The following is a 20,221-nucleotide window of genomic DNA, read 5'->3' on the forward strand; positions in this document are numbered from 1 at the left end:
CACATTCACCGCCACATAACAAAGGCCGCGCCATGAGCCCCGCTACCACCAACGTCACCGTTATCAAGCACCCCCTCGTCCAGCACAAGCTCACGCTGATGCGCAGGAAGGACGCCAGCACCAACAGCTTTCGCCGCCTGCTGGGCGAGCTGAGCACGCTCATGGCCTACGAGGTCACGCGCGACATGCCGCTGCAGGACATCGAGATCGAGACCCCGCTGGAGACCATGACCAGCCAGGTAATCGACGGCAAGAAGCTGGTGCTGGTCTCCATCCTGCGCGCGGGCAACGGTTTTCTCGACGGCATGCTCAATGTGGTGCCTGGCGCGCGCGTGGGCCACATCGGCCTGTACCGCGACCCGGCCACGCTGCAGCCGGTGGAGTACTACTTCAAGATGCCGTCCGAGATGGACGAACGCGACATCATCGTGGTCGACCCCATGCTGGCAACCGGCAACTCGGCCGCCGCCTGCGTGGACCGGCTCAAGAAGCTCAACCCGCGTTCCATCAAGTTCGTCTGCCTGCTGGCCGCGCCCGAGGGTGTGGCCACGCTGCAGAAGGCGCACCCGGACGTGCCGATCTTCACCGCCGCCATCGACCGCGAGCTCAACGACCATGGCTACATCCTGCCGGGCCTGGGTGATGCCGGCGACCGGATCTTTGGCACCAAGTAAGAGCGGGCCAGATCGAACAGCCGCCGCAGGGACCCAGTCCTTGGGCGGCTTTTTTACGCCCCAAGCCGGTGCGAATTTTTACCAACTGGTGGCTTTCTTCTGGCAGACTGCATGCCAGCGCCTGCCATCCATTGGCGCACTAATTGCTTGAGACAACGCCAGATCCGATCGCCCGTCCTCCATCCGAAGAAGGAATAACCTCATGACCTCACGCCGCATCTTCACCGGCCACCTGTTCTCCACCTCCCTGGCACTGTCGGCCATGATCGGCCTGGCGCCCGGCGCCGCGATGGCGCAGGCCAAGACCAAGGTGGCGGCGATCTACACGGTGCCCTACGAGCAGCAGTGGGTCAGCCGCATCCACAAGGCCCTCAAGGCGGCCGAGGCACGCGGCGAGATCGAGTACAAGTCCAGCGAGAACGTGACCAACGCCGACTACGAGCGCGTGATGCGCGAGTACGCCACCGGCGGCAACCAGCTCATCGTGGGCGAGGCCTTCGCGGTGGAAGCCGCCGCCCGCAAGGTGGCCAAGGACTTCCCCAAGACCTCGTTCCTGCTCGGCTCCTCGGGCAAGCCGCAGGCGCCCAACTTCAGCGTGTTCGACAACTACATCCAGGAGCCGGCCTACCTGTCGGGCATGGTCGCCGGCGGCATGACCAAGAGCAACAAGATCGGCATGGTGGGCGGCTTCCCCATCCCCGAGGTGAACCGCCTGATGCACGCCTTCATGGCCGGTGCCAAGGAAGTGAACCCCAAGGTGGAGTTCACCGTGAGCTTCATCAACAGCTGGTTCGACCCACCAAAGGCCAAGGAAGCCACCTTCGCCATGATCGACAAGGGTGCCGACGTGCTCTACGCCGAGCGCTTCGGCGTGAGCGATGCTGCCAAGGAAAAGGGCAAGCTCGCCATCGGCAACGTGATCAACACCCAGGACAAGTACCCCGACACGGTGGTCGCATCGGCCCTGTGGCACATGGAGCCCAGCATCGACCGCGCGCTCAAGCTGGTCAAGGAAGGCAAGTTCACGCCCGAGGACTACGGCCCGTATTCGATGATGAAGCACAAGGGCTCGGAACTCGCGCCCCTGGGCACCTTCGAGAAGAAGGTGCCGGCCGACATCGTGGCCAAGGTCAAGGCCAGGGAGGCCGAGATCCTCGCCGGCAAATTCACCGTGAAGGTGGACGACAGCCAACCCAAGTCCACGGCCAAGTAAGCTGCAGGCGGCGCTTGCGTGCGCCATTCGGGGCCACCTACTTCACTGCGGTGGCCCTTTTCATTGGTACTGTCCATCGCTTACCCTGTTGCCCATGACGTTCACCGCATTGCTCCCCCGTCGCATCGCACAACTGCTCGGCACGCTGGCCCTGGCCGGTGCCCTGGCGGGCTGCGCATTCAGCCCCGCAGTCCAGGGCACGCGCCTTGACAGCACGCCGCGCATCGCCGTGATCTCGGCCTTTGCGCCCGAGCTCACCGTGCTGCTGCCCCAGGTGCAGCAGCCGGTCAAGCACAGCGTGAATGGCGTGGAATTCACCACCGGCACGCTGCAGGGCAAGCCCGTGGTGGTGTTCCTCTCGGGCATCAGCATGACGAATGCGGCCATGAACACGCAACTGGTGCTGGACCGTTTCAACGTGAGCCACATCGTCTTCTCCGGCATTGCCGGCGGCGTGAACCCGGGCCTCCACATCGGCGATGTGACCGTGCCCGCGCGCTGGGGCCAGTACCTGGAATGGCTCATGGCGCGCGAGGACCAGCCTGGAAAGTACTCGGCGCCAGGCTGGATGCAGGCCGAACTCACCCTGCCCGCCTTCGGCATGATGCATCCGCGCCCGGTGGAGGTGCGCTCGGCCGCCAATCCGAAACTCACGCAGAAATTCTGGTTCGAGGCCGACCCGCGCATGCTGGCCGTGGCCAGCGGCCTGGCCACCGTACCCCTGGAACACTGCCACGCCAGCCACTGCCTGAAGGAGCGCCCGCGCATGGTCGTGGGCGGCAACGGCGTCTCGGGCCAGGCCTTCGTGGACAACAAGGCCTTCCGCGAATACGCGTTCAAGACCTTCGAGGCCAATGTGCTCGACATGGAGACTGCTGCCACGGCCATGGTGGCGCACAGCAACGGCGTGCCCTACATCGCCTTCCGCTCGCTGAGCGACCTGGCAGGCGGCGGCGACGGTGCCAACGAAATGGACACCTTCATGCACCTGGCGGCCGCCAACTCGGCCAAGGTCCTTCAGGCCTTTCTGGCCGCGTGGAAGTAGCACGTTCCATGGACTCGTCCGAAACCGTTCTTCGCCTCACTGGCATCACCAAGCGCTTCGGCAAGCTGGTGGCCAATGACGGCATCGGCCTCACGCTGGCGCGCGGCGAGGTGCTGGCCCTGCTGGGCGAGAACGGCGCGGGCAAGTCCACGCTGATGTCCATCCTGTTCGGCCACTATGTGGCCGACGAGGGCCGCATCGAGGTCTTTGGCCAGCCCCTGCCCCCGGGCCAGCCGCGCGCGGCACTGGCCGCCGGCATCGGCATGGTGCACCAGCACTTCACGCTGGCCGACAACCTCACCGTGCTGGACAACGTGCTGCTGGGCAGCGAACCGCTGTGGCAGCCCTTCTCGCGCCGCAGCGCCGCGCGCGAAAAGCTGCTCGCCGTGTCCGCCCGGTTCGGCCTGCCAGTGCAGCCCGATGCGCGGGTGGGCAGCCTCTCGGTGGGAGAACGCCAGCGGGTCGAGATCCTCAAGGCCCTGTACCGCGGGGCACGCATCCTGATCCTGGACGAGCCCACCGCCGTGCTTACCCCGCAGGAGAGCGAGGCGCTGTTCCACACCCTGTCGCAGATGGTGGCCGAGGGTCTGTCCATCATCTTCATCAGCCACAAGCTGGCCGAGGTGCTGCGCGTGTCGCACCGCGTGGCCGTGCTGCGCCAGGGCAAGCTCGTGGCCGAGGCGCCCGCGCAGGGCACCACGCAAGGCCAGCTCGCGCAGTGGATGGTGGGCCACGCCATCGAGGTCAGCGAACGCCGGCCCGCCAAAAGCGTGGGCGCACCGGTGTGCACGCTGGCCGACGTGTCCACCGCCGCCACCGGGCGCGACCGGCTGCAGGGCGTGTCGCTCACCCTGAATGCGGGCGAGATCGTCGCCATTGCCGGTGTCTCGGGCAATGGCCAGGTGGCGCTGGCCGATGTGCTGTGCGGCGTGCGCGCTGCCACGGCCGGCCAGGTGACGCTGCTCGGCGCACCGCTGCAGGCCAAGCCAGCCTGGGTCGTGCACCAGGGCGTGGCCCGCATCCCCGAGGACCGCCATGCCGTGGGTGTGGTGGGCGACCTGCCGGTGTGGGAGAACGCCGTGTCCGAGCGCCTGCGCAGCCACTGGTTCGCCCACCGCTGGTTCCGGGCCTTCTGGGTCAAGCGCGGCGCGGCACGCCAGCATGCCCAGCGCGTGGCCGAAACCTTCGACGTGCGCGGCGGCGGGCCCGACACCCCGGCGCGCTCGCTCTCGGGCGGCAACATGCAAAAGCTCATCCTGGGCCGCGCCCTTCTGCCGCCCTATGATGCCCAGCAAAGCGCGCCGGCCCCGCGCCTCATCGTGGCGCACCAGCCCACCTGGGGCCTTGATATCGGCGCCGTTACCTTCGTGCAGCAGCAACTCATCAACGCCCGCGACGGCGGCGCGGCCGTGCTGCTGATCTCGGACGACCTCGACGAAGTGCTGGCCCTGGGCGACCGCGTGGCGGTGATGCACGAGGGGCACCTCACCCCCACCCAGCCGGCCGAAGCCTGGAGCCGCGAGGCCATCGGGCTGGCCATGGCAGGGGCGGTCAAAGCTGGGGAGGAGGCTCCGTGACAGTGCAGGCGCCGATGCAGCAGCGCCCAACCCCCCCTTACCCGGCGCCCATGGCAGCCAAGGTCCTGAAGACAAACCAGGTGAACACCAGGGCTGGCAGGTACAGCACCGATGCCACGCCCAGCTCCCACCAGGGCAGCGCCCTCCTCCACCACACGACCGGAAAGGCCGGTGCAAATACCGCGGCCGCATACAGCGACCAGGGGAAGAACCAGGCGCTGGCAAGCAGCAGGCAGGGCGTCCAGAGCGCCAGGCGGCTCCATCGCACCGCCCGGGGCTGGCGGCTGCGCAGCGCCCACCAGGCCAATGCGACAAGGCCGGCCACCAGGCACGACAGCGTCACCGCGGAAATCCACCGTGCCCGCTCCCTGCGCCGCTCCCGGTCTTCGTGGGCCGCCTGGAGCTCGGCATTGAGCTCGGCCGTGTATTCCGCTTCGTTCTTGAGTGGCAGGTCCAACGCGGCGGCCGAAGCAGCCGTTGCCGGCGCCGCGCCGGGCTGTGCGCCCGCCCCGGCACAAGGCAGCATCAGAGCGCCACACAGCAGCATGGCTGCGCCACGCGCGAATGCCACAGCCATGCATCCAAACCATCTCCGGACCGGGTTGTTCATGCGTCCCCTCTCTTTTTTTGGCGGCCCCGCGCGCTGCAGGCCCTGCCTCCGCTCTGCACATGGTAATCCGATGCACCCCACCCTCCTCCACACGCTGATGACCCATGCGGCTTGAGAAACGCAACCACATCTCCCCCGCCGCCTACGTGGCGGCGCCGGTGGGCGCCGTGGTGTTCACCCTGCTCATCAGCGGCCTGCTGGTGCTGTGGGCCGGCGCGCCCGTGGGCCGCACCTACGGGCTGCTGCTGCAGGGGGCCTTCGGCTCGGTCTTCGCGCTGACCGAAACGCTCACGCGCGCCACGCCGCTGATCCTGACCGGACTGGCCGCGGCCGTGGCCTTCCGCGCGCGGCTGTTCAACATCGGGGCCGAGGGGCAGCTGTACGCCGGCGCGCTGGCCGCCGTGGCCGTGGGCGGCCTGCATGGGGGCACGGGGCTGGAATGGTCGCCCTGGCTGCTGTTCCCGCTGATGATGCTGGCGGCGGCCCTGGCCGGGGCCCTGCTGCTGCTGGGCCCGGCGCTGATGAAATCGCGCCTGGGAGTGGACGAGGTGGTGACCACGCTGCTGCTCAACTTCATCACCCTGCTGCTGGTCTCCGCCCTGCTCGACGGGCCCATGAAGGACCCGCTCTCCATGGGCTGGCCACAGAGCGTCGCGCTACAAGGCGATCTGGAGCTGTCCAAGCTGGTGCCACAGACGCGCCTGCACACGGGCCTACTGTGGGCCATCGGGCTCGCCCTCATCCTCTGGGCGATCCTGCGGCGCACGGTGCCAGGCTTCGACATCCGCGCGGCCGGTGCCAATGCGCGCGCTGCCGCCTTTGCCGGCGTGCCCATCACCCGCACCGTGGTGCTGGTGGCCCTGCTCTCGGGCGGGCTGGCAGGGCTGGCCGGTGCCATCGAGGTGGCGGGCCGCACCGGCTACGTCACGCTGGACATGTCGCCGGGCTATGGCTACAGCGGCATCGTGATCGCCATGCTGGCCGGGCTGCATCCGCTGGGCGTGATAGCAGCCGGCACCTTCGTGGCCGGCGTGCTGGTGGGGGCCGACAGCATGAGCCGCGCCGTGGGCGTACCCACCTACATCGCCGACGTGATCGTGGCCACCTCGCTGATCGCCGTACTGGTTGCAACGCTCCTCACACAGTACCGGGTGAAGTGGAAATGACCGAGCTGCTCGACATCCTGGCCAACCCGGCCTTCTGGATCGCCACGTTGCGCGTGGCCACGCCGCTCATCCTGGGCACGCTCGGGGTGTTGCTGTGCGAGCGCGCCGGCGTGCTCAACCTGGGCATCGAAGGCATCATGGTCGCGGGCGCTTTCACGGGCTGGCTCGCGGTGTATGCCGGCTACGGCCTGTGGACCGGGGTGCTGGTGGCGGCGTTCACGGGCGCGGTGTTCGGGCTGCTGCATGCCTGGCTCACGGTGGGGCTGGCGCTGTCGCAGCATGTCTCGGGCCTGGGCATCACGCTCCTGGCCACGGCGCTGAGCTACTACGGCTACCGCGTGGGCTTTCCCAAGGTGAACACACCGCCCACCATCGAGCCGTTTGCGCCCATGGAATGGCTGGGCATTCCCATCCTCTCGGCCCAGACGCCGCTCACCTTGCTGGCACTGGCCCTGGTGCCGCTGCTGGCCTGGGTGCTCATGCGCACCCCGCTGGGCCTGGCCGTGCGCATGGTGGGCGAGAACCCACAGGCCGCCGAAGGCCAGGGCCTGTCGGTCGCGGCCACGCGCACCGGCGCCATCGTGGCCGGGTCGGCGCTGATGGGGGTGGCGGGGTCCTTCCTCACGCTGTCGGCCTTCAACGCCTTTTTCTTCAACATGGTCAACGGGCGCGGCTGGATCTGCGTGGCGCTGGTGGTGTTCGCCTCGTGGCGGCCCGGCAAGGCGCTGCTGGGCGCCCTGCTCTTCGCGTTCTTCGACGCCCTCCAGCTGCGCTTGCAGCAGGCCGGCGATGCCTGGCTGCCCTACCAGGTCTACCTGATGCTGCCCTACCTGCTGTCCATCCTGGCTTTGGTGCTGGTGGCGCGCAAGGCCGCGTATCCGCAGGCGCTGATGAAGCCCTACCGCAAGGGCGAGCGGTGAAAACAGCGATCGCGCTGGCTGCACTGGCGCTGGCGTGCGCCCCCTCGGCCCACGCCCTGGGCATGGATGTGCCCTACGAACGCTTTGCCACTGCCGACGCGGTGGATTGGGTGCAGGTCTGCGGCCAATGGCCTGTGCGCAAGAACGAAGGCGTCTACCGCATCGTGCATGGCACGCAGTACGCGCAGTCCTTCCTGTACCTGCAGTGGATGCAGCGCGATGACCATGGCACTCTGCAGGCAGTCCATACCCAGGGCATCCGCGAACTCAACAACGACCATGCGGAGATCGCGCTGACCCGCATCGCCTGCCACGCCACGCGCACCGGCATCCGCATCACGGCGCGGGCCAGCTCGGGGCATGAAGAAAAGCTGCGCAGCATTGCCATCGACGCCGGCCATCGGCCTGGGGTGTACCGCTACACCGCGCACCCCGGGCGCTGAACCACCAGGAACGGGATCCAGGCACGAATCCGCGACAAAATACCCCCACCCGCGCCGAACACGAACAACGCCCTGCACCACCATGCTCGACCTGCTGATCCACAACGCCACCCTGCCCGACGGCCGCACCCACATGTCCGTGGCCGTGCAGGATGGCCGCATCACCGAAGTGACAGAGGGCCTCGCAGCCCCCGCGCACGAAACGGTGGATGCCGGCGGCCTGCTGCTGAGCCCGCCGTTCGTGGACGCCCATTTCCACATGGATTCCACGCTCAGCTACGGCCAGCCGCGCGTGAACCAGAGCGGCACCCTGCTCGAAGGCATTGCGCTGTGGGGCGAGCTCAAGCCCCAGCTCACGCACGAGGCCATCGTGCAGCGCGCCCTGCAATACTGCGACTGGGCCGTGGCCCAGGGCCTGCTGGCCATCCGCTCGCATGTGGACACCAGCGACCCGAGCTTGCTGCCCGTGCGCGCCCTGCTCGACGTGAAGCAGCGCGTGGCGCCCTACCTCGACCTGCAGCTCGTGGCCTTTCCGCAGGATGGGGTGCTGCGCTCGCCCGGCGGGCTGGACAACCTGACACGCGCGCTCGAGCTGGGCGTGGACGTGGTGGGCGGTATCCCGCACTTCGAGCGCACCATGGCCCAGGGGGCCGAAAGCGTGAAGATCCTGTGCGAGCTGGCCGCCCAGCTGGGCAAGCGCGTGGACATGCACTGCGACGAGTCGGACGACCCGCTCTCGCGCCATGTGGAGACCCTTGCGCACGAAACCCACCGCCTGGGCCTGCACGGCCGTGTGGCGGGCTCGCACCTCACGTCGATGCACAGCATGGACAACTACTACGTGAGCAAGCTCATCCCGCTGATGGCCGAGGCGCAGCTGGGCGTGGTCGCCAACCCGCTGATCAACATCACCCTGCAAGGCCGCCACGACACCTACCCCAAGCGCCGCGGCATGACGCGCGTGCCCGAGCTGATGGCGGCGGGCCTCACCGTGGCCTTTGGCCACGACTGCGTGATGGACCCCTGGTACGGTGGCGGCAGCGCCGACATGCTGGAGGCGGCCCACATGGGCCTGCATGTGGCGCAGATGACCAGCCAGGCCGCCATGCGCCAGTGCTTCGAGGCGGTCACCACCAACCCGGCCCAACTGCTGGGGCTGGAAAGCTATGGCCTGGCGGCCGGCTGCCACGCCGACTTCGTGCTGCTGCACGCGCGCAACCCGGTCGAGGCCATTCGCCTGCGGTCCACGCGGCTGGCGGTGTACCGGCGCGGAAAGAAGATCTCCAGCAGCCCCGCCCCCGTCGCCCGCCTGGCGCTGCCCGGCCGGCCGGACAGCGCGGCGTTCCTGGCGCAATAAAGATCGGCTGCTGCGACAGCAGCGGCTGGGTCAGTGGGCAGGCACCGCAACCGTGGCCGATACTGCCCGCTCGGGCGCCCTGAGCACCTCCACCCGATTGCGACCGCGCTTCTTGGCCAAGTACATGGCCTCATCGGCGCGCTGCAGCACGGACTCAGGGGTTTCACCCGGCATGCTCAGCGTGACCCCGATGCTCACGGTGATCGGAATGGCGCTGCGCTCGGTGGGAGCCGGCTGCGCCGCCACCAGGGCGCACAGGCGTTCAGCCACGGTGCGGGCACCGTCATGGTCCGCGTTGGGCAGGGCAATGGCGAACTCCTCGCCCCCCAGGCGGCCCAGCACGTCCTCGCGGCGCAGGCAGCGGTTGGCCAGCAGCACGAAGTGGCGCAGCACCTCGTCGCCGCACTGGTGGCCCCAGGTGTCATTGACCTTCTTGAAATGGTCCAGGTCCATCACCAGCACCGGCAGGCCGGCACCGCTGGTGCGCTGGGCATTGCTCATGGCCTTGTCCAGCAGCGTCAGGAAGGCGCGGCGGTTGAACACATTGGTCAGCGGGTCCACCTCGGCCAGGTGGCGCAGTTCATTGGCGATGAATTCGTTGGCCAGCATCAGCGCGCCGAAGGCGAACAGCACCAGCGCGATCAACGACTCGAGCACAACGAACTGCGACAGCCGGGCCACCAGGCTCGCGTCCATCCCGCCTTCCACCGTGCCGGCACCCAGCCTGAACAGCAAGGGGCGCAGCAGCAGGAACAGGCCGTGGGCAGCCGCCGCCAGCGCAAAGAGGTAGCGCGCAGGCACCAGCCGCGCCTCCCCTTGCGCCAGGGTGCGCGCCGTCAACAGGAAGAACACACCGGCACCCAGCCCGGCGAACACGAAGCGCATGCCCAGGTGGGGCTGTACCACGGTGAAGTAGGCCGATGCCAGCACCAGCGCCCCTATGGCGGCTGCCGCATACGCATGGGAGGCCGGCGGCCGCCCCATGTAGGCACGGCTGCCCAGCAGGCACATGTAGGCCGCCAGCGAGATGCAGCACTGTGAGATGACCACCGACACCAGCTCGGGCAGGTGCTCGCGCGCCAGCAGGCTCACACTGAACACCCCGGCCGACAGGAAGGACAGCATCCACCACCCCAGGCCGGGAATGTTCCGGTTGAAATGCCACATGGTGAACACCACCAGGGTGAGCAGCATTGCGAGAATGGCAGCGAGGATGACGAGTGTCGGACTGTGCACTGAAGCTGGCTGACTAACTGACTGGCAGGTGGTAGGCGCGCTCTTGGGCGCGATGGAAGGCCCGTGCAGGCTGGGATGCAGGCAATGTTACTCTTACCCCATGACCCAGGGCTGACACAGCCCCGAGGAAACCCGCTAGCAGCCCCGAAGTGTGGCGCGCGCCGTACAGCCAGCCTCCCCCTTACCTGCCTGCCGCCATGATCTCGTCCCAGTTCGTCAGCCGGATCACGCTGCTGCGTGACAAGGTCGAGTCCTTCGACCAGTACCCGTTCTCACTGCCCGTCCTTCGCGACCTGGAGCAGATCGACCTGCACCCGCACGTGAACTTCTTCGTGGGCGAGAACGGCTCGGGCAAATCGACGCTGCTGGAGGCCATCGCCGTGTCGCTGGGCTTCAACGCCGAGGGCGGATCGAAGAACTTCAGCTTCGGCACGCGCGCATCGCATTCCGACCTGCACCGGTACCTGCGCATCGCCAAGGGCCTGCGCCGGCCCAGGGACGGCTACTTCCTGCGCGCCGAGAGCTTCTTCAACGTAGCCACAGAGATCGAGGAAATGGACAAGATACCCTGCCCGGCTCCGCCCATCATCAACTCCTATGGCGGACGCTCCCTGCACGAGCAGTCGGATGGCGAGTCCTTCATGGCACTGATGACGGAGCGCTTTGGCGGCCAGGGCCTGTACATCCTGGACGAGCCCGAAGCCGCGCTGTCACCCCGGCGCCAACTGGCCGCGCTGGCACGCATGCGCGACCTGGTGGAGGAGAAATCGCAGTTCATCATCGCCACGCACTCGCCGATCCTCATGGCCTACCCGGACGCGACCATCTTTCACTGCGGCCAAGACGGCATAGCGCCCATCGCTTACCAGGACACCGAACACTTTCGGGTGACGCGCGACTTTCTCATGGACCCAGAGGGCATGCTGGAGGGGCTCCTCGGGGGCTGAGTACCGACGCTGCGGCATAGACCGTAACGCCTGGAAGGTGCGGGGTGCTACACCAGCCCGGCGGCCTCGTGCCAGAACGCCAGGGTAGCGCCCTCCTGCACACGGGCAGCCAATGCAGTACCCGGCTGCACCCAGGTGATGTAGGGCGTGGGATCGCCACAGAGCACCTCGAATTGCACCGAAACACCCAGCGATTCAGCCACCGCCGGCACAGGATTGGCGAGGCGACCTTCTATCCAACGTGCCATAGGGGGCAGTTTCTCCTCGTCACTGCGGTAGCGCTGGTAAGCCTCGTAGTCAGCGCGCGAAACCTCTACCCAGCCGATGAAGCCCAGTGGCTTTTCCGATGGGTCCTTGAAAGCCAGCGCCAGCTCGCAGCTGATGAAGTGCCGCTTGTTGCCGATGCGGCACATGTACTCATCGTCCGATACCAGCTTCTGCGCAGACGCGAACCCCAGCTTGGGCAAACGCCACATGAAGTAGCGAGACATCTCGCCATGGACTTTTCCGCAGCTGCTGCAGATGGACGCCATCAGAACCTCCCGATTGAGAAGGACAGCAATGTAAACCCTGGAATTTCAACCCACCACGTTGCATTCCCGGCGCAGCAACGCCAGGGCATCGTGCATCTGGTAGTCCATGTCGCTGAGCAGTGTGGCCTGCGACTCCTGCACGAAGCTGTTCCACAGGTCCCCATAGTCGGCCTGGCGCACGCCGGGCGCATGCGCGCGGATGAAATCGGCGGCCAGCTCGGGCTGCCAGCCGCTCTTGCGCAGCTTGCGCACCAGGCTGGCGGCAGTCTTTTCGGTCAGCACCGTCTTCTTGGGCGTGCCGGTGGCCAGGCACAGGAACAGGGTCAGCAGGCTGGGCTCGTCCTCGTTGCCCTGCACGGCCTTGGTCCAGGTCTTGCTGGCGGGCTGGGGCGCATCGCCCTCTTCGTCCAGGTCGGCCAGGTTGCGGTGGTAGTCGTCCACCTCGGCCAGCGGGTCGTCGAGCAGGAAGTAGCGCGCACGGAAACCGCTGGTGGGCCGCAGCAGGTTGCGCAGTGGCGTGGCCGCGTCGAGCAGCCTGGGCAGGTCGGCCAGCACCGTGGCGCGCTGGGCCTCCACCACATCCTTCAGGTCGGCAGGCAGGCCAGGCGGCAGCGACAGCCTGACCTGGTCCGCCGTGGTCTTCTTCTTGCGGTGGACAGTGGCGATCTTCTCGAACACCACGGCATTGGGCCAGTCGCCCACCTTGGGGGCCAGGGCCTGCAGCAGCAGGCCGGTGCGGACAACGGCCTCGGCGTCGGCGCCCGACTCTTCGAGCGCATCGTCGTCCAGGTCGTACTGTTCGGCCAGCCACTGGGCAGCGCGGATGGCCGCCTGGATCTGCGTGCGCCGCGCCAGCTCGGCGCGGTAATCGGCATGGCTGCGCAGCGACCACACGGCCAGCAGCGGCGTTTCGGCATCGGCATACCCGCCCATGCCGAAGTTGCTGCTCTCGGGCATGGCGATCAGGCGCTTGAGCATGTCCGACCCGCCCTTGGAGCGCGACAGGAAGGAGTTGTCGCGCAGCGACACCGCGGCCTCATGCAGGTCACCCCCCGTGGTGTCCAGCAGGTACAGGCTGATCAGGTTGACCATGCGGTCGCGGGCCTTCTCCAGCTCGGGCCGCAGGAACTCGCTGCCGAAGTAGCGCGCGATCTGCACCATGCCCTTGGGGGCGTCGGTGTTCATCGCGGCCAGCCTGGCCGCATCGATGATGCCGTGCGCCACGCCGTGGGCCAGCGCCTTCTCGAAGAAGGGGCGCGCGTCGTGCAGTTGCAGCGCGTTGGCCGCCGGCGCAGAAGACATTTCGTGCTCGGACATGAAGAAAGTCAGATGGCCGACTCTTCGTCGGATGCACGGGCGGCAGGCGTGGCCTTGCCGCGGTCGGTCTCGCTGGTCTCGAACTTGCCGTCATCCTCTTCGGCGGGCTCATCGCCTTCGTCCAGACCCAGGTCGAAGGCGCGGGCCTTGGCGCGCAGCACCAGCAGGGTTTCGATGAACAGGTCGCGGCATTCGTAGCGCAGCAGCCAGGCCATCTGCATCCAGTCGCGGTCGGCCACTTCGTCCTGGTCGATGCGCGGCTGCACGTAGCCCGAAGCCAGCAGTTCGTCATCGGTCAGCGTGGGGCCGTAGTCCTCCACCGCATCGAAGGTGCCGGTGCGGGCAAAGGCCTCGATGCGGCTCCACTTTTCAGCAAAGTAATTGGCCAGGGCTTCGCTGCCACCCTCCAGGTCGCCAATGGCGGTGAGGAACGCCACCGGGTCGGCATCGTCGCGGAACACCACGGCGTTGACCATGTTGCGCAGGTGCGTGTGGGTGAGGTCCTTGTACTGCTTTTCGAGCACCATGGCGCGCGCGAACTGCTCGGGCGTGACCAGCAGGTTGACCACCGAGGCCTTGGAATCGTCGTACTCGCGCATCACGGCCAGGATGTCCTTGGGCGCGAGCTGGTCGAGCACCACCATCAGGGCGTTGTCGCCATCGGTGTCGGCCAGTTCGGCCAACGCCGATTCGGCGCCCACGATGTCACCGGCCGCAATCAGGGCCGTGGTCTTGGTGATGAGGGCCAGGTGGGTATTGCTGCTCATGGTCAGTCCTTGCGGTCAAAGCCTACGTCGGACAGCCAGTTGTCGCTGGCCTCCTCACGCGAGCGGGCGTTGTGCGGGTCGGCGGCATCGTCGGCGCTCAGGTTGTCGTAGCCGTCGTCGTGCTCGGCGGCGTCTTCGTCGTTCTCTTCATCTTCGGCGTCGGCTTGCTGGGCCGCAGGCGCCAGGCGCGAATGCACCTGCAGGTACTCGAGGCCCGCTGCCACGGCCATGAAGCGCTCGCCGCCAGGCTCGGCCAGCACCGTCTTGGCGAGGCTGGCAGCCCAGGGCTCGAGCAGCACGGCGCCATCGGCCAGGGTGCTCCAGGCCGGCAGATCGTCCACGCCGCGGCCGATCAGGTGCTCCAGCGCCGCGGGGCGCGCAAAGCGAAAGCCCTGGTGGAAGACCACGGCCACCATCTCGGGGGCCAGCTCCATCATCTGCACGAGGAAGGCCATTTCGTTGCGCTTTTGCGCCAGCCGCTTGCGCAGCACGTCCTTGCCTTCGGAATCCTGGGTCAGGTCATCGAGCTCGGCCTGGTAGGCCGAACGCAGGTCATAGAAATAGGGAGAGAGTTTCACGAAGGAAGAATGCCTTGGGTGTAGGTGTGCCAGATTTCCTGGGCGGTCTGCAGCGGGTCGTCGAGCAGGTTGCGGCGGCGGTTGTCGTCGTAGGCCTGGCGTGCCGTATCGTCCGACAGCACGTCATACGCCTTCTGCACCGCCTGGAAGCGCTGCGCGGCGTCGGGCGCCGGGTTGCGGTCCGGGTGGTAGAAGGCCGCCTTCTGGCGGTAAGCCTTCTTGATGTCGGCGAGCGAGGCGTTGGCCGCCAGCCCGAGGGCGGCGTAGTGGTCTGCAGTCATGGAATCCAGGTGGTGCGGTGGCCGGCGCGCACAGCGGGCGCCGGCACCAGGGCGGCGGGCTTCTTCAGCCGCCCAGGCTCACGTACACGTTCTGCACGTCGTCGTTGGAGTCGATGGCCGCCAGAAAGTTTTCCACCTCTTCGAGCTGTTCGGCCGTGAGGTTGGCGGGGTTCACCGGGTTCTTGGGCTTGTAGCCCAGCTTGGCCGACAGCACCGTGAAGCCCTGGGCCGGCAGCGCGCGGCTCACCAGGTCCAGGTCGGTCGGGTCGGTCCAGAAGGTGGTGTTGCCTTCTTCGTCGCCGGCCTCGAAGTCCTGCGCACCGGCCTCGATGGCGGCCATTTCAGGGTCGGCATCGCCGTTGGCGGGCTCGGCTTCGATCATGCCCACGTGGTTGAAGTCCCAGGCCACCGAGCCGGAGGTGCCCAGCTGGCCCTTGCGGAACAGCACGCGCATCTCAGGCGCGGTGCGGTTGACGTTGTCGGTCAGGCACTCGACCATCACCGCCACCTGGTGGGGCGCAAAGCCTTCATAGATCACGCGTTCGTAGTTGACCGCATCGGCGCCGGTGCCGGAGCCCTTCTTGATGGCGCGCTCCAGCGTGTCCTTGGGCATCGAGACCTTGCGGGCCTGCTCGACCACCAGGCGCAGGCGTGCATTGCCGGCCGGGTCGGCACCGCCGCGCGCAGCGACCATGATTTCCTTGACCAGCTTGCCAAACAGCTTGCCCTTGGCATCTGCGACCTGTGCCTTGCCTTTTGCTTTCCACTGCGCGCCCATGTTGGACCTCTTCCTCGGTGAGTTTTGGTTGGTCGGGCGCCCTGCCCTTCAAGCAGGCGCCCTGTCAGGCCAGGAATCCGGGCTTGAAAGCGTTGCAAAAACGCCGCAGCCCCGTCTCTGGCCGAACCCTATAGAGTACCACTGTCGCCAAGGTGCAAGCACTATGGGGGCATGGGTACATCGATCTGCACCGGTGCCTCGTCCACGCCGTGCAGCCAGATGAAGGGCCTGTCGTGCAGCCGGGAGGGCGCCTGCTCGTCGGGCAGCAGGATCAGGTAGTCGCCACCGCCATTGCTGGCAACGGCGATCGCCTGGGGCGGAAACCCCGTCCATTCGCGGGCCGCAGCCGTTTCGCCAAGGATGTGGGTTGCGGAGCGGGTGATGTGCTTGCGGTCCCTCGTGTCGGGCACGGAAAACAGCTCCCAGTACTCGCCCTCGGCCTCCAGGGTGCCGCCATTGGCCTGCATCAGCCGCACCCGCAGCCAGAGCGGCAGCGCAAGGCCCAATTGGGCCTCTGCGGCCGCGACAAAGGTTTCGGTGGTGGGAAGCGCCATGGCAGGCACGCTACCAGATCGCGCCAGCCCAGGGAACCCGGGCAAATCGCCAAGGCCCGTGCCGCTGGCTCGCACCGACCCAAGGTAACCTTGGGAGCTGCAATTTCCTGGAGACCGGATGCTCAACACCCTCTGGCTGGGTTTTTTCATCATCGCCGCCGTGGCGGCCTTCGCCCAGTGGCTGGTGGGTGGCAATGCGCAGATCTTCGGCAGCATGGTCGAGGCGCTGTTCGCCATGGCCAAGCTCTCGGTCGAGGTGATGGTGCTGCTGTTCGGCACGCTCACGCTGTGGCTGGGCTTTTTGCGCATCGCGGAGAAGGCCGGCATCGTCGACGCCCTCGCCCGCTGGCTGGCGCCGCTGTTCGCCAAGCTCATGCCCGAGGTGCCGCGCGGCCACCCCTCGCTGGGCCTGATCACGCTGAACTTCGCCGCCAACGCGCTGGGGCTGGACAACGCGGCCACGCCCATGGGCCTCAAGGCCATGCGCTCGCTGCAGGAGCTCAACCCCCGGCCCGACACCGCCACCAACGCGCAGATTCTGTTCCTGGTGCTCAACGCATCGTCGCTCACGCTGCTGCCGGTGACCATCTTCATGTACCGCATGCAGCAGGGCGCGCCGGACCCGACCCTGGTCTTCCTGCCCATCCTGCTGGCCACATCCGTCTCCACCCTGGTCGGGCTGCTGGCCGTGGCCGTGGTGCAGCGGCTGCCGCTGTGGCACCCCGTGGTGCTGGCCTACCTGCTGCCCGTCGCGCTGGTGCTGGGCGGCTTCATGGCGCTGTTGACCACGCTGAGCGCCGCGGCCCTGGCCAGCCTGTCCTCGCTGCTGGGCAACCTCACGCTGTTCTCACTGATCGTGCTGTTCGTGGTGCTGGGCGCCTGGCGCAAGGTGGCCGTGTACGAGGCCTTCATCGAGGGCGCGCGCGAGGGCTTCGACGTGGCCAAGGGCCTGCTGCCCTACCTGGTGGCCATGCTGTGCGCCGTGGGCGTGTTCCGCGCCTCGGGCGCGCTGGGCTATGTGCTCGATGCCATCCGCTGGTGCGTGGAGGTGGTCGGTGCCGACACCCGCTTCGTGGACGCCCTGCCCACCGCCCTGGTCAAGCCCTTCTCGGGCAGCGCCGCGCGCGCGATGCTGATCGAGACCATGCAGACCCAGGGCGTGGACAGCTTTGCAGCACGCGCGGCGGCCATCATCCAGGGCAGCACCGAGACCACCTTCTATGTGCTGGCGGTGTACTTTGGTGCCGTGGGTATCCAGCGTGCGCGGCATTCGGTGGCGTGTGCGCTGCTGGCGGAGTTGGCGGGGGTGATCGCCGCCATTGCGGTGTGCTATTGGTTTTTTGGCTAAGGAGGGTCTGCAGACCCTGTTCGCCAGACCAGGGCAGCCAGATAGCCAATCGGCGCTCGCCTTAGGCCCGATCAATCTGCTTGTCCGGGCCAGGTTGCTCCCGTTTGCAGGCCTGTTTCAAGCCCTTTGGCACCCCGCAGGCGCACCTATCTCCGCAGCGCCACGATGCGCTTCCCGTCCCTAGCGTTCATCGAAAAGGATGCGGCTTTGTGTCGAGCGTGTGTCGCACGCGCCCGATTACCCTCGTCCGAATGGGTGAAGTCAAAGTAGGCCGGCATATGTAAGCTTTCTGTTTACCGCAACAAGCGCATGACGCGCAAATAGGGGGTGCCATGGTCGATGCTGGAGAACTGCGCCGCGAAATGCGGCTCGATGCCGCAAAGAGATGGCACCAACTGAAAAGCGCGCACGCTGCAAGCCAGACGGTAATCACCGCTGGCAAAAGTCCAGACACACCCGAGCGTCAAATGATGGCGGAACGCCACGCGAGAGAATTGACGCCGACATTGGTACAGGAATCGCTCAAGGCAAGGCTTGAGGGTGTGTCCGATTGGCTTCGAGACAATGCGCAAGAGAGGTTGATCGATGCCCCTGATTTCGATGAGCCGCGCTTTTTGGAAGTTGGACTGGCCATCGGCCGGGCGGTCTGCCTGATCACGGTAACTTACTCAGGCAGTGGCCAAGTCTTCAAAGGCACAGGCTTTCTGGTTGCTCCAGGCGTGGTACTGACCAACTACCACGTCATTCGCGATGCCGCCGACGCCCAGCGCGCCACCCTCACCTTCGACTACCAAAACGACTCGCGCGGCCAACCCTTGCCCACAACCGAGTTTTCGTTGGATCCCGAAGCGCTTTTCATCAGCGACAAGGAGCTGGACTTTGCGCTCATCGCTGTGGGTGAGCGCTTGCGCGGCACTGGCACTATCGAGGGCTTCGGCTGGATGCCATTGGTGGGAGCGCAAGGCAAGGTCAAGGTGCAAGATCCCGTCAACGTGATCCAGCATCCAGAAGGCGGCCCAAAGCAATGGGTGCTGCGCAACAACCCTTTGATCCTCTTGCCCAAGCTGGGCTGGTTTCGCGACCCTGCCATCTTTGCCCACTACAGGGCAGACACGCTCAGAGGCTCATCGGGATCGCCCACTTGCAGCCAGCTATGGGAGGTGTTCGCTCTGCACCATATGGCGATACCTGACATCGATGACAAGGGGAACATCCTGGACATCGATGGAAAGCCGTACTTCGGTTCGGACGACAGCCGCATCAACTGGGTGGGTAATGAAGGAATTCGCGTCAGTGCCCTTGTCAAGCACATCGAAGGGCGCCGCTCCACTCAAAAAACCCGAAGGCAGGCTCAACTGATACAGACCATCCTTCACGCGGCCCGGCCCGACTATGTGCAGCTTGCCAAGGAGGCTATGCTGCGCCAAGCGGGCGCCGACACCGTCAATCTCCCACCCCAACACCACATGGGAGGCGCCATGCCCGGCCGTATTGAATTCAAACTGCCTTTGAAGATAACCATCGAACTCGATGGCGATCTGATCTCCAGTATCGCGTCGGGTATCGCCGTACCTGAGCGAGGCAGCGCCTCGCAAGTGTCGGACACTGCGTCCGCGGCTCAGCAAGCATCGCAGCCAATAGACACGGGCACCGCTCAAACCGATGCAAGCTCGCACAAGGCAGCCCTCAAGGGCACCAAAGTCGCGCTCGGGACGACCGCTCTCGCGCAGACGACACCAGCGCTTTCGCCCGCGCTTGCTGCCGAGCGCAGCGCCGCGCTTTCGATGCTTGAGGCTGCACGCTCGCGCCAAAAGCCATACTTTAACAACGCCGGCGACGAAAGCGACAAGCAAGCCTACTATGAAGGGGTTGAACCTGAGCAGCTCTCGCCTCAGCAAGCCTTTACCGCGCTAAGCCAATTGCTGACCACCACGCACACCACGAAACCAGCTTACAAACCTGCCACGCATGTTTATCCCTGGGTTGAGCTTCGCAAAGACCACGGCCGCCTGGTCATCCAGAGTATCTACAGCGGTAAAACCTACGATCCACGCGATTTCATTGAGGAAGCCTTTGCCCTCGAAGCACGGCGCGAGGACATGCGATCCATGCTGGTGCAACAGGAGGCTTATCCGGACGCACAGGCGATCGACAGTTTGCTGGAAGCAAGCCTGCCCTACAACTGCGAGCACGTAGTACCGCAGTCGTGGTTCAGCAAGCGTGAACCCATGCGCGGAGACATTCACCACCTTTTCGCATGTGAGTCCGGCTGCAACTCCTTCAGAGGAAACCACGCTTACTACGATTTTCCTCCTCTCGAAGCCACGCGAGATTTTTGCGGCGTTCGAGAGAACAACCAATTCGAGCCCAGCGCGGGCAAGGGCGCAGTTGCACGCGCAACCTTGTATTTCTTGCTCAGGTATCCCGGCAAGATTAACCTCGAACTGAGCAAGATGGATGCAGGTCGAATCGAACTGCTCAAGCAATGGCACAAGACACATCCGGTGGATGAATACGAACAGCATCGCAACCAGGCAATTTTCGAGATCCAGGGCAACCGCAATCCGCTCATCGATTACGACCGGTGGATTGACCATATTGACTTCTCCATGGGGCTGTCAGACTGAGCTGTGTTCGGCGCGTCTGCAGGCTCGCCCAATCGCGCTCTTGCGTTGGTCAACGCTTGCAGCGCTAGTGGCTCGGCTTTGGACGTCAAGTCGGCGATCGCTTGGCGGTGCAAAACGATTTCGCCAGCCAGTTAAAAATCTCAAAGCCATTCGTCACACCCACCTGCTCCGGTTAACTGGAAGGTCGAGCGTCTGCTTTTCGTGGTCACTGGCTGGTCTTGGCCGATAGCGGAAAGCTAGGCAAGGAAGT

At 66.1% G+C, this 20,221-nt stretch carries 20 protein-coding genes; 11 read left to right on the forward strand and 9 right to left on the reverse strand.

The window, feature by feature from the left end; all coding sequences use genetic code 11:
* The first annotated feature begins 32 nt into the window (after positions 1–32).
* The 4 genes from upp (at position 33) to AC07PF_RS11850 (ending at position 4,509) form a co-directional block, all read left to right on the forward strand.
* Positions 33–674 (forward strand): uracil phosphoribosyltransferase, encoded by a 642-nt coding sequence (upp, locus tag AC07PF_RS11835; RefSeq protein WP_494607467.1) that lies wholly within the window; start codon positions 33–35, stop codon positions 672–674.
* Between the two features lie 202 nt (positions 675–876).
* Positions 877–1,887 carry a BMP family protein gene (locus AC07PF_RS11840; protein ID WP_007858824.1) on the forward strand — a complete coding sequence of 337 codons (1,011 nt, stop codon included), beginning with the start codon at positions 877–879 and terminating at the stop codon, positions 1,885–1,887.
* A gap of 94 nt (positions 1,888–1,981) precedes the next feature.
* Entirely contained in the window at positions 1,982–2,932 is a 951-nt protein-coding gene (locus AC07PF_RS11845) for a 5'-methylthioadenosine/S-adenosylhomocysteine nucleosidase (RefSeq protein WP_494611959.1), read from the forward strand.
* Between the two features lie 8 nt (positions 2,933–2,940).
* Complete coding sequence (locus AC07PF_RS11850) at positions 2,941–4,509, forward strand: ABC transporter ATP-binding protein (protein ID WP_494611960.1); 1,569 nt, start codon at positions 2,941–2,943, stop codon at positions 4,507–4,509.
* Between the two features lie 37 nt (positions 4,510–4,546).
* Here the strand turns inward: AC07PF_RS11850 and AC07PF_RS11855 are convergent, their stop codons facing one another.
* On the reverse strand, positions 4,547–5,086 hold the full coding sequence (locus AC07PF_RS11855; protein ID WP_494611961.1) for a hypothetical protein: 540 nt from the start codon (positions 5,084–5,086) through the stop codon (positions 4,547–4,549).
* A gap of 137 nt (positions 5,087–5,223) precedes the next feature.
* On the opposite strand from AC07PF_RS11855, the gene AC07PF_RS11860 reads away from it, so the two are divergent.
* The 4 genes from AC07PF_RS11860 to AC07PF_RS11875 all read left to right on the forward strand — a co-directional run bounded on the left by AC07PF_RS11860 (position 5,224) and on the right by AC07PF_RS11875 (position 9,005).
* Positions 5,224–6,285, forward strand: a complete 1,062-nt coding sequence (locus tag AC07PF_RS11860; protein WP_494611962.1) for an ABC transporter permease — start codon at positions 5,224–5,226, stop codon at positions 6,283–6,285.
* The gene (locus tag AC07PF_RS11865) at positions 6,282–7,205 is read left to right on the forward strand and encodes an ABC transporter permease (protein ID WP_494611963.1); all 924 of its coding nucleotides are present in this window, start codon (positions 6,282–6,284) and stop codon (positions 7,203–7,205) included. The genes AC07PF_RS11860 and AC07PF_RS11865 overlap by 4 nt, the downstream gene beginning before the upstream one ends.
* Complete coding sequence (locus AC07PF_RS11870; protein ID WP_494611964.1) at positions 7,202–7,648, forward strand: hypothetical protein; 447 nt, start codon at positions 7,202–7,204, stop codon at positions 7,646–7,648. Before AC07PF_RS11865 ends, AC07PF_RS11870 begins: the two co-directional genes overlap by 4 nt.
* Before the next feature lie 82 nt (positions 7,649–7,730).
* Positions 7,731–9,005, forward strand: coding sequence for an amidohydrolase family protein (locus tag AC07PF_RS11875; protein ID WP_494611965.1), 1,275 nt, complete (start codon positions 7,731–7,733; stop codon positions 9,003–9,005).
* Between the two features lie 30 nt (positions 9,006–9,035).
* Here the strand turns inward: AC07PF_RS11875 and AC07PF_RS11880 are convergent, their stop codons facing one another.
* Positions 9,036–10,199, reverse strand: coding sequence for a GGDEF domain-containing protein (locus AC07PF_RS11880; RefSeq protein WP_494611966.1), 1,164 nt, complete (start codon positions 10,197–10,199; stop codon positions 9,036–9,038).
* A 239-nt stretch (positions 10,200–10,438) separates the two neighbouring features.
* Here AC07PF_RS11880 and AC07PF_RS11885 point away from each other — a divergent pair, with 239 nt between their 5' ends.
* Positions 10,439–11,188 carry an AAA family ATPase gene (locus AC07PF_RS11885; RefSeq protein ID WP_494611967.1) on the forward strand — a complete coding sequence of 250 codons (750 nt, stop codon included), beginning with the start codon at positions 10,439–10,441 and terminating at the stop codon, positions 11,186–11,188.
* Positions 11,189–11,235: 47 nt separating this feature from the next.
* On the opposite strand, the gene AC07PF_RS11890 is transcribed toward AC07PF_RS11885, so the two are convergent.
* The 7 genes from AC07PF_RS11890 to AC07PF_RS11920 all read right to left on the reverse strand — a co-directional run bounded on the left by AC07PF_RS11890 (position 11,236) and on the right by AC07PF_RS11920 (position 15,996).
* Positions 11,236–11,721 carry a DUF2199 domain-containing protein gene (locus tag AC07PF_RS11890; protein WP_494611968.1) on the reverse strand — a complete coding sequence of 162 codons (486 nt, stop codon included), beginning with the start codon at positions 11,719–11,721 and terminating at the stop codon, positions 11,236–11,238.
* Positions 11,722–11,766: 45 nt separating this feature from the next.
* Positions 11,767–13,038, reverse strand: coding sequence for a hypothetical protein (locus tag AC07PF_RS11895; RefSeq protein WP_494611969.1), 1,272 nt, complete (start codon positions 13,036–13,038; stop codon positions 11,767–11,769).
* 8 nt (positions 13,039–13,046) lie between these two features.
* Positions 13,047–13,805: a hypothetical protein gene (locus AC07PF_RS11900; protein WP_494607442.1), complete on the reverse strand. Its 759-nt coding sequence runs from the start codon at positions 13,803–13,805 to the stop codon at positions 13,047–13,049.
* A 2-nt stretch (positions 13,806–13,807) separates the two neighbouring features.
* Positions 13,808–14,383 (reverse strand): hypothetical protein, encoded by a 576-nt coding sequence (locus AC07PF_RS11905; RefSeq protein ID WP_007858843.1) that lies wholly within the window; start codon positions 14,381–14,383, stop codon positions 13,808–13,810.
* Positions 14,380–14,664, reverse strand: a complete 285-nt coding sequence (locus tag AC07PF_RS11910; protein ID WP_007858846.1) for a DnaJ domain-containing protein — start codon at positions 14,662–14,664, stop codon at positions 14,380–14,382. Before AC07PF_RS11910 ends, AC07PF_RS11905 begins: the two co-directional genes overlap by 4 nt.
* A gap of 64 nt (positions 14,665–14,728) precedes the next feature.
* A complete protein-coding gene (locus AC07PF_RS11915) occupies positions 14,729–15,442 on the reverse strand; it encodes a YebC/PmpR family DNA-binding transcriptional regulator (protein WP_007858853.1) in 714 nt (237 codons plus the stop codon).
* Between the two features lie 161 nt (positions 15,443–15,603).
* On the reverse strand, positions 15,604–15,996 hold the full coding sequence (locus tag AC07PF_RS11920) for an SMI1/KNR4 family protein (protein WP_494611970.1): 393 nt from the start codon (positions 15,994–15,996) through the stop codon (positions 15,604–15,606).
* A 118-nt stretch (positions 15,997–16,114) separates the two neighbouring features.
* On the opposite strand from AC07PF_RS11920, the gene AC07PF_RS11925 reads away from it, so the two are divergent.
* Both AC07PF_RS11925 and AC07PF_RS11930 read left to right on the forward strand, forming a co-directional pair.
* Positions 16,115–17,344: a nucleoside recognition domain-containing protein gene (locus AC07PF_RS11925; RefSeq protein ID WP_494611971.1), complete on the forward strand. Its 1,230-nt coding sequence runs from the start codon at positions 16,115–16,117 to the stop codon at positions 17,342–17,344.
* 332 nt (positions 17,345–17,676) lie between these two features.
* Positions 17,677–19,971, forward strand: coding sequence for an endonuclease (locus tag AC07PF_RS11930; RefSeq protein ID WP_494611972.1), 2,295 nt, complete (start codon positions 17,677–17,679; stop codon positions 19,969–19,971).
* Positions 19,972–20,221 lie beyond the last annotated feature (250 nt).

It is taken from the genome of Acidovorax sp. GW821-FHT10A04, from assembly GCF_059415825.1.

Bases quoted from the DNA above. Each gene is read 5' to 3' on its own strand.
- AC07PF_RS11890 (WP_494611968.1), bottom strand. From the start codon at position 11,721: ATGGCGTCCATCTGCAGCAGCTGCGGAAAAGTCCATGGCGAGATGTCT.
- AC07PF_RS11885 (WP_494611967.1), top strand. From the start codon at position 10,439: ATGATCTCGTCCCAGTTCGTCAGCCGGATCACGCTGCTGCGTGACAAG.
- AC07PF_RS11915 (WP_007858853.1), bottom strand. From the start codon at position 15,442: ATGGGCGCGCAGTGGAAAGCAAAAGGCAAGGCACAGGTCGCAGATGCC.
- AC07PF_RS11865 (WP_494611963.1), top strand. From the start codon at position 6,282: ATGACCGAGCTGCTCGACATCCTGGCCAACCCGGCCTTCTGGATCGCC.
- AC07PF_RS11855 (WP_494611961.1), bottom strand. From the start codon at position 5,086: ATGGCTGTGGCATTCGCGCGTGGCGCAGCCATGCTGCTGTGTGGCGCT.
- AC07PF_RS11895 (WP_494611969.1), bottom strand. From the start codon at position 13,038: ATGTCCGAGCACGAAATGTCTTCTGCGCCGGCGGCCAACGCGCTGCAA.
- AC07PF_RS11900 (WP_494607442.1), bottom strand. From the start codon at position 13,805: ATGAGCAGCAATACCCACCTGGCCCTCATCACCAAGACCACGGCCCTG.
- AC07PF_RS11875 (WP_494611965.1), top strand. From the start codon at position 7,731: ATGCTCGACCTGCTGATCCACAACGCCACCCTGCCCGACGGCCGCACC.
- AC07PF_RS11840 (WP_007858824.1), top strand. From the start codon at position 877: ATGACCTCACGCCGCATCTTCACCGGCCACCTGTTCTCCACCTCCCTG.
- upp (WP_494607467.1), top strand. From the start codon at position 33: ATGAGCCCCGCTACCACCAACGTCACCGTTATCAAGCACCCCCTCGTC.
- AC07PF_RS11845 (WP_494611959.1), top strand. From the start codon at position 1,982: ATGACGTTCACCGCATTGCTCCCCCGTCGCATCGCACAACTGCTCGGC.
- AC07PF_RS11850 (WP_494611960.1), top strand. From the start codon at position 2,941: ATGGACTCGTCCGAAACCGTTCTTCGCCTCACTGGCATCACCAAGCGC.
- AC07PF_RS11860 (WP_494611962.1), top strand. From the start codon at position 5,224: ATGCGGCTTGAGAAACGCAACCACATCTCCCCCGCCGCCTACGTGGCG.
- AC07PF_RS11910 (WP_007858846.1), bottom strand. From the start codon at position 14,664: ATGACTGCAGACCACTACGCCGCCCTCGGGCTGGCGGCCAACGCCTCG.
- AC07PF_RS11920 (WP_494611970.1), bottom strand. From the start codon at position 15,996: ATGGCGCTTCCCACCACCGAAACCTTTGTCGCGGCCGCAGAGGCCCAA.
- AC07PF_RS11925 (WP_494611971.1), top strand. From the start codon at position 16,115: ATGCTCAACACCCTCTGGCTGGGTTTTTTCATCATCGCCGCCGTGGCG.
- AC07PF_RS11930 (WP_494611972.1), top strand. From the start codon at position 17,677: ATGGTCGATGCTGGAGAACTGCGCCGCGAAATGCGGCTCGATGCCGCA.
- AC07PF_RS11880 (WP_494611966.1), bottom strand. From the start codon at position 10,199: ATGCTGCTCACCCTGGTGGTGTTCACCATGTGGCATTTCAACCGGAAC.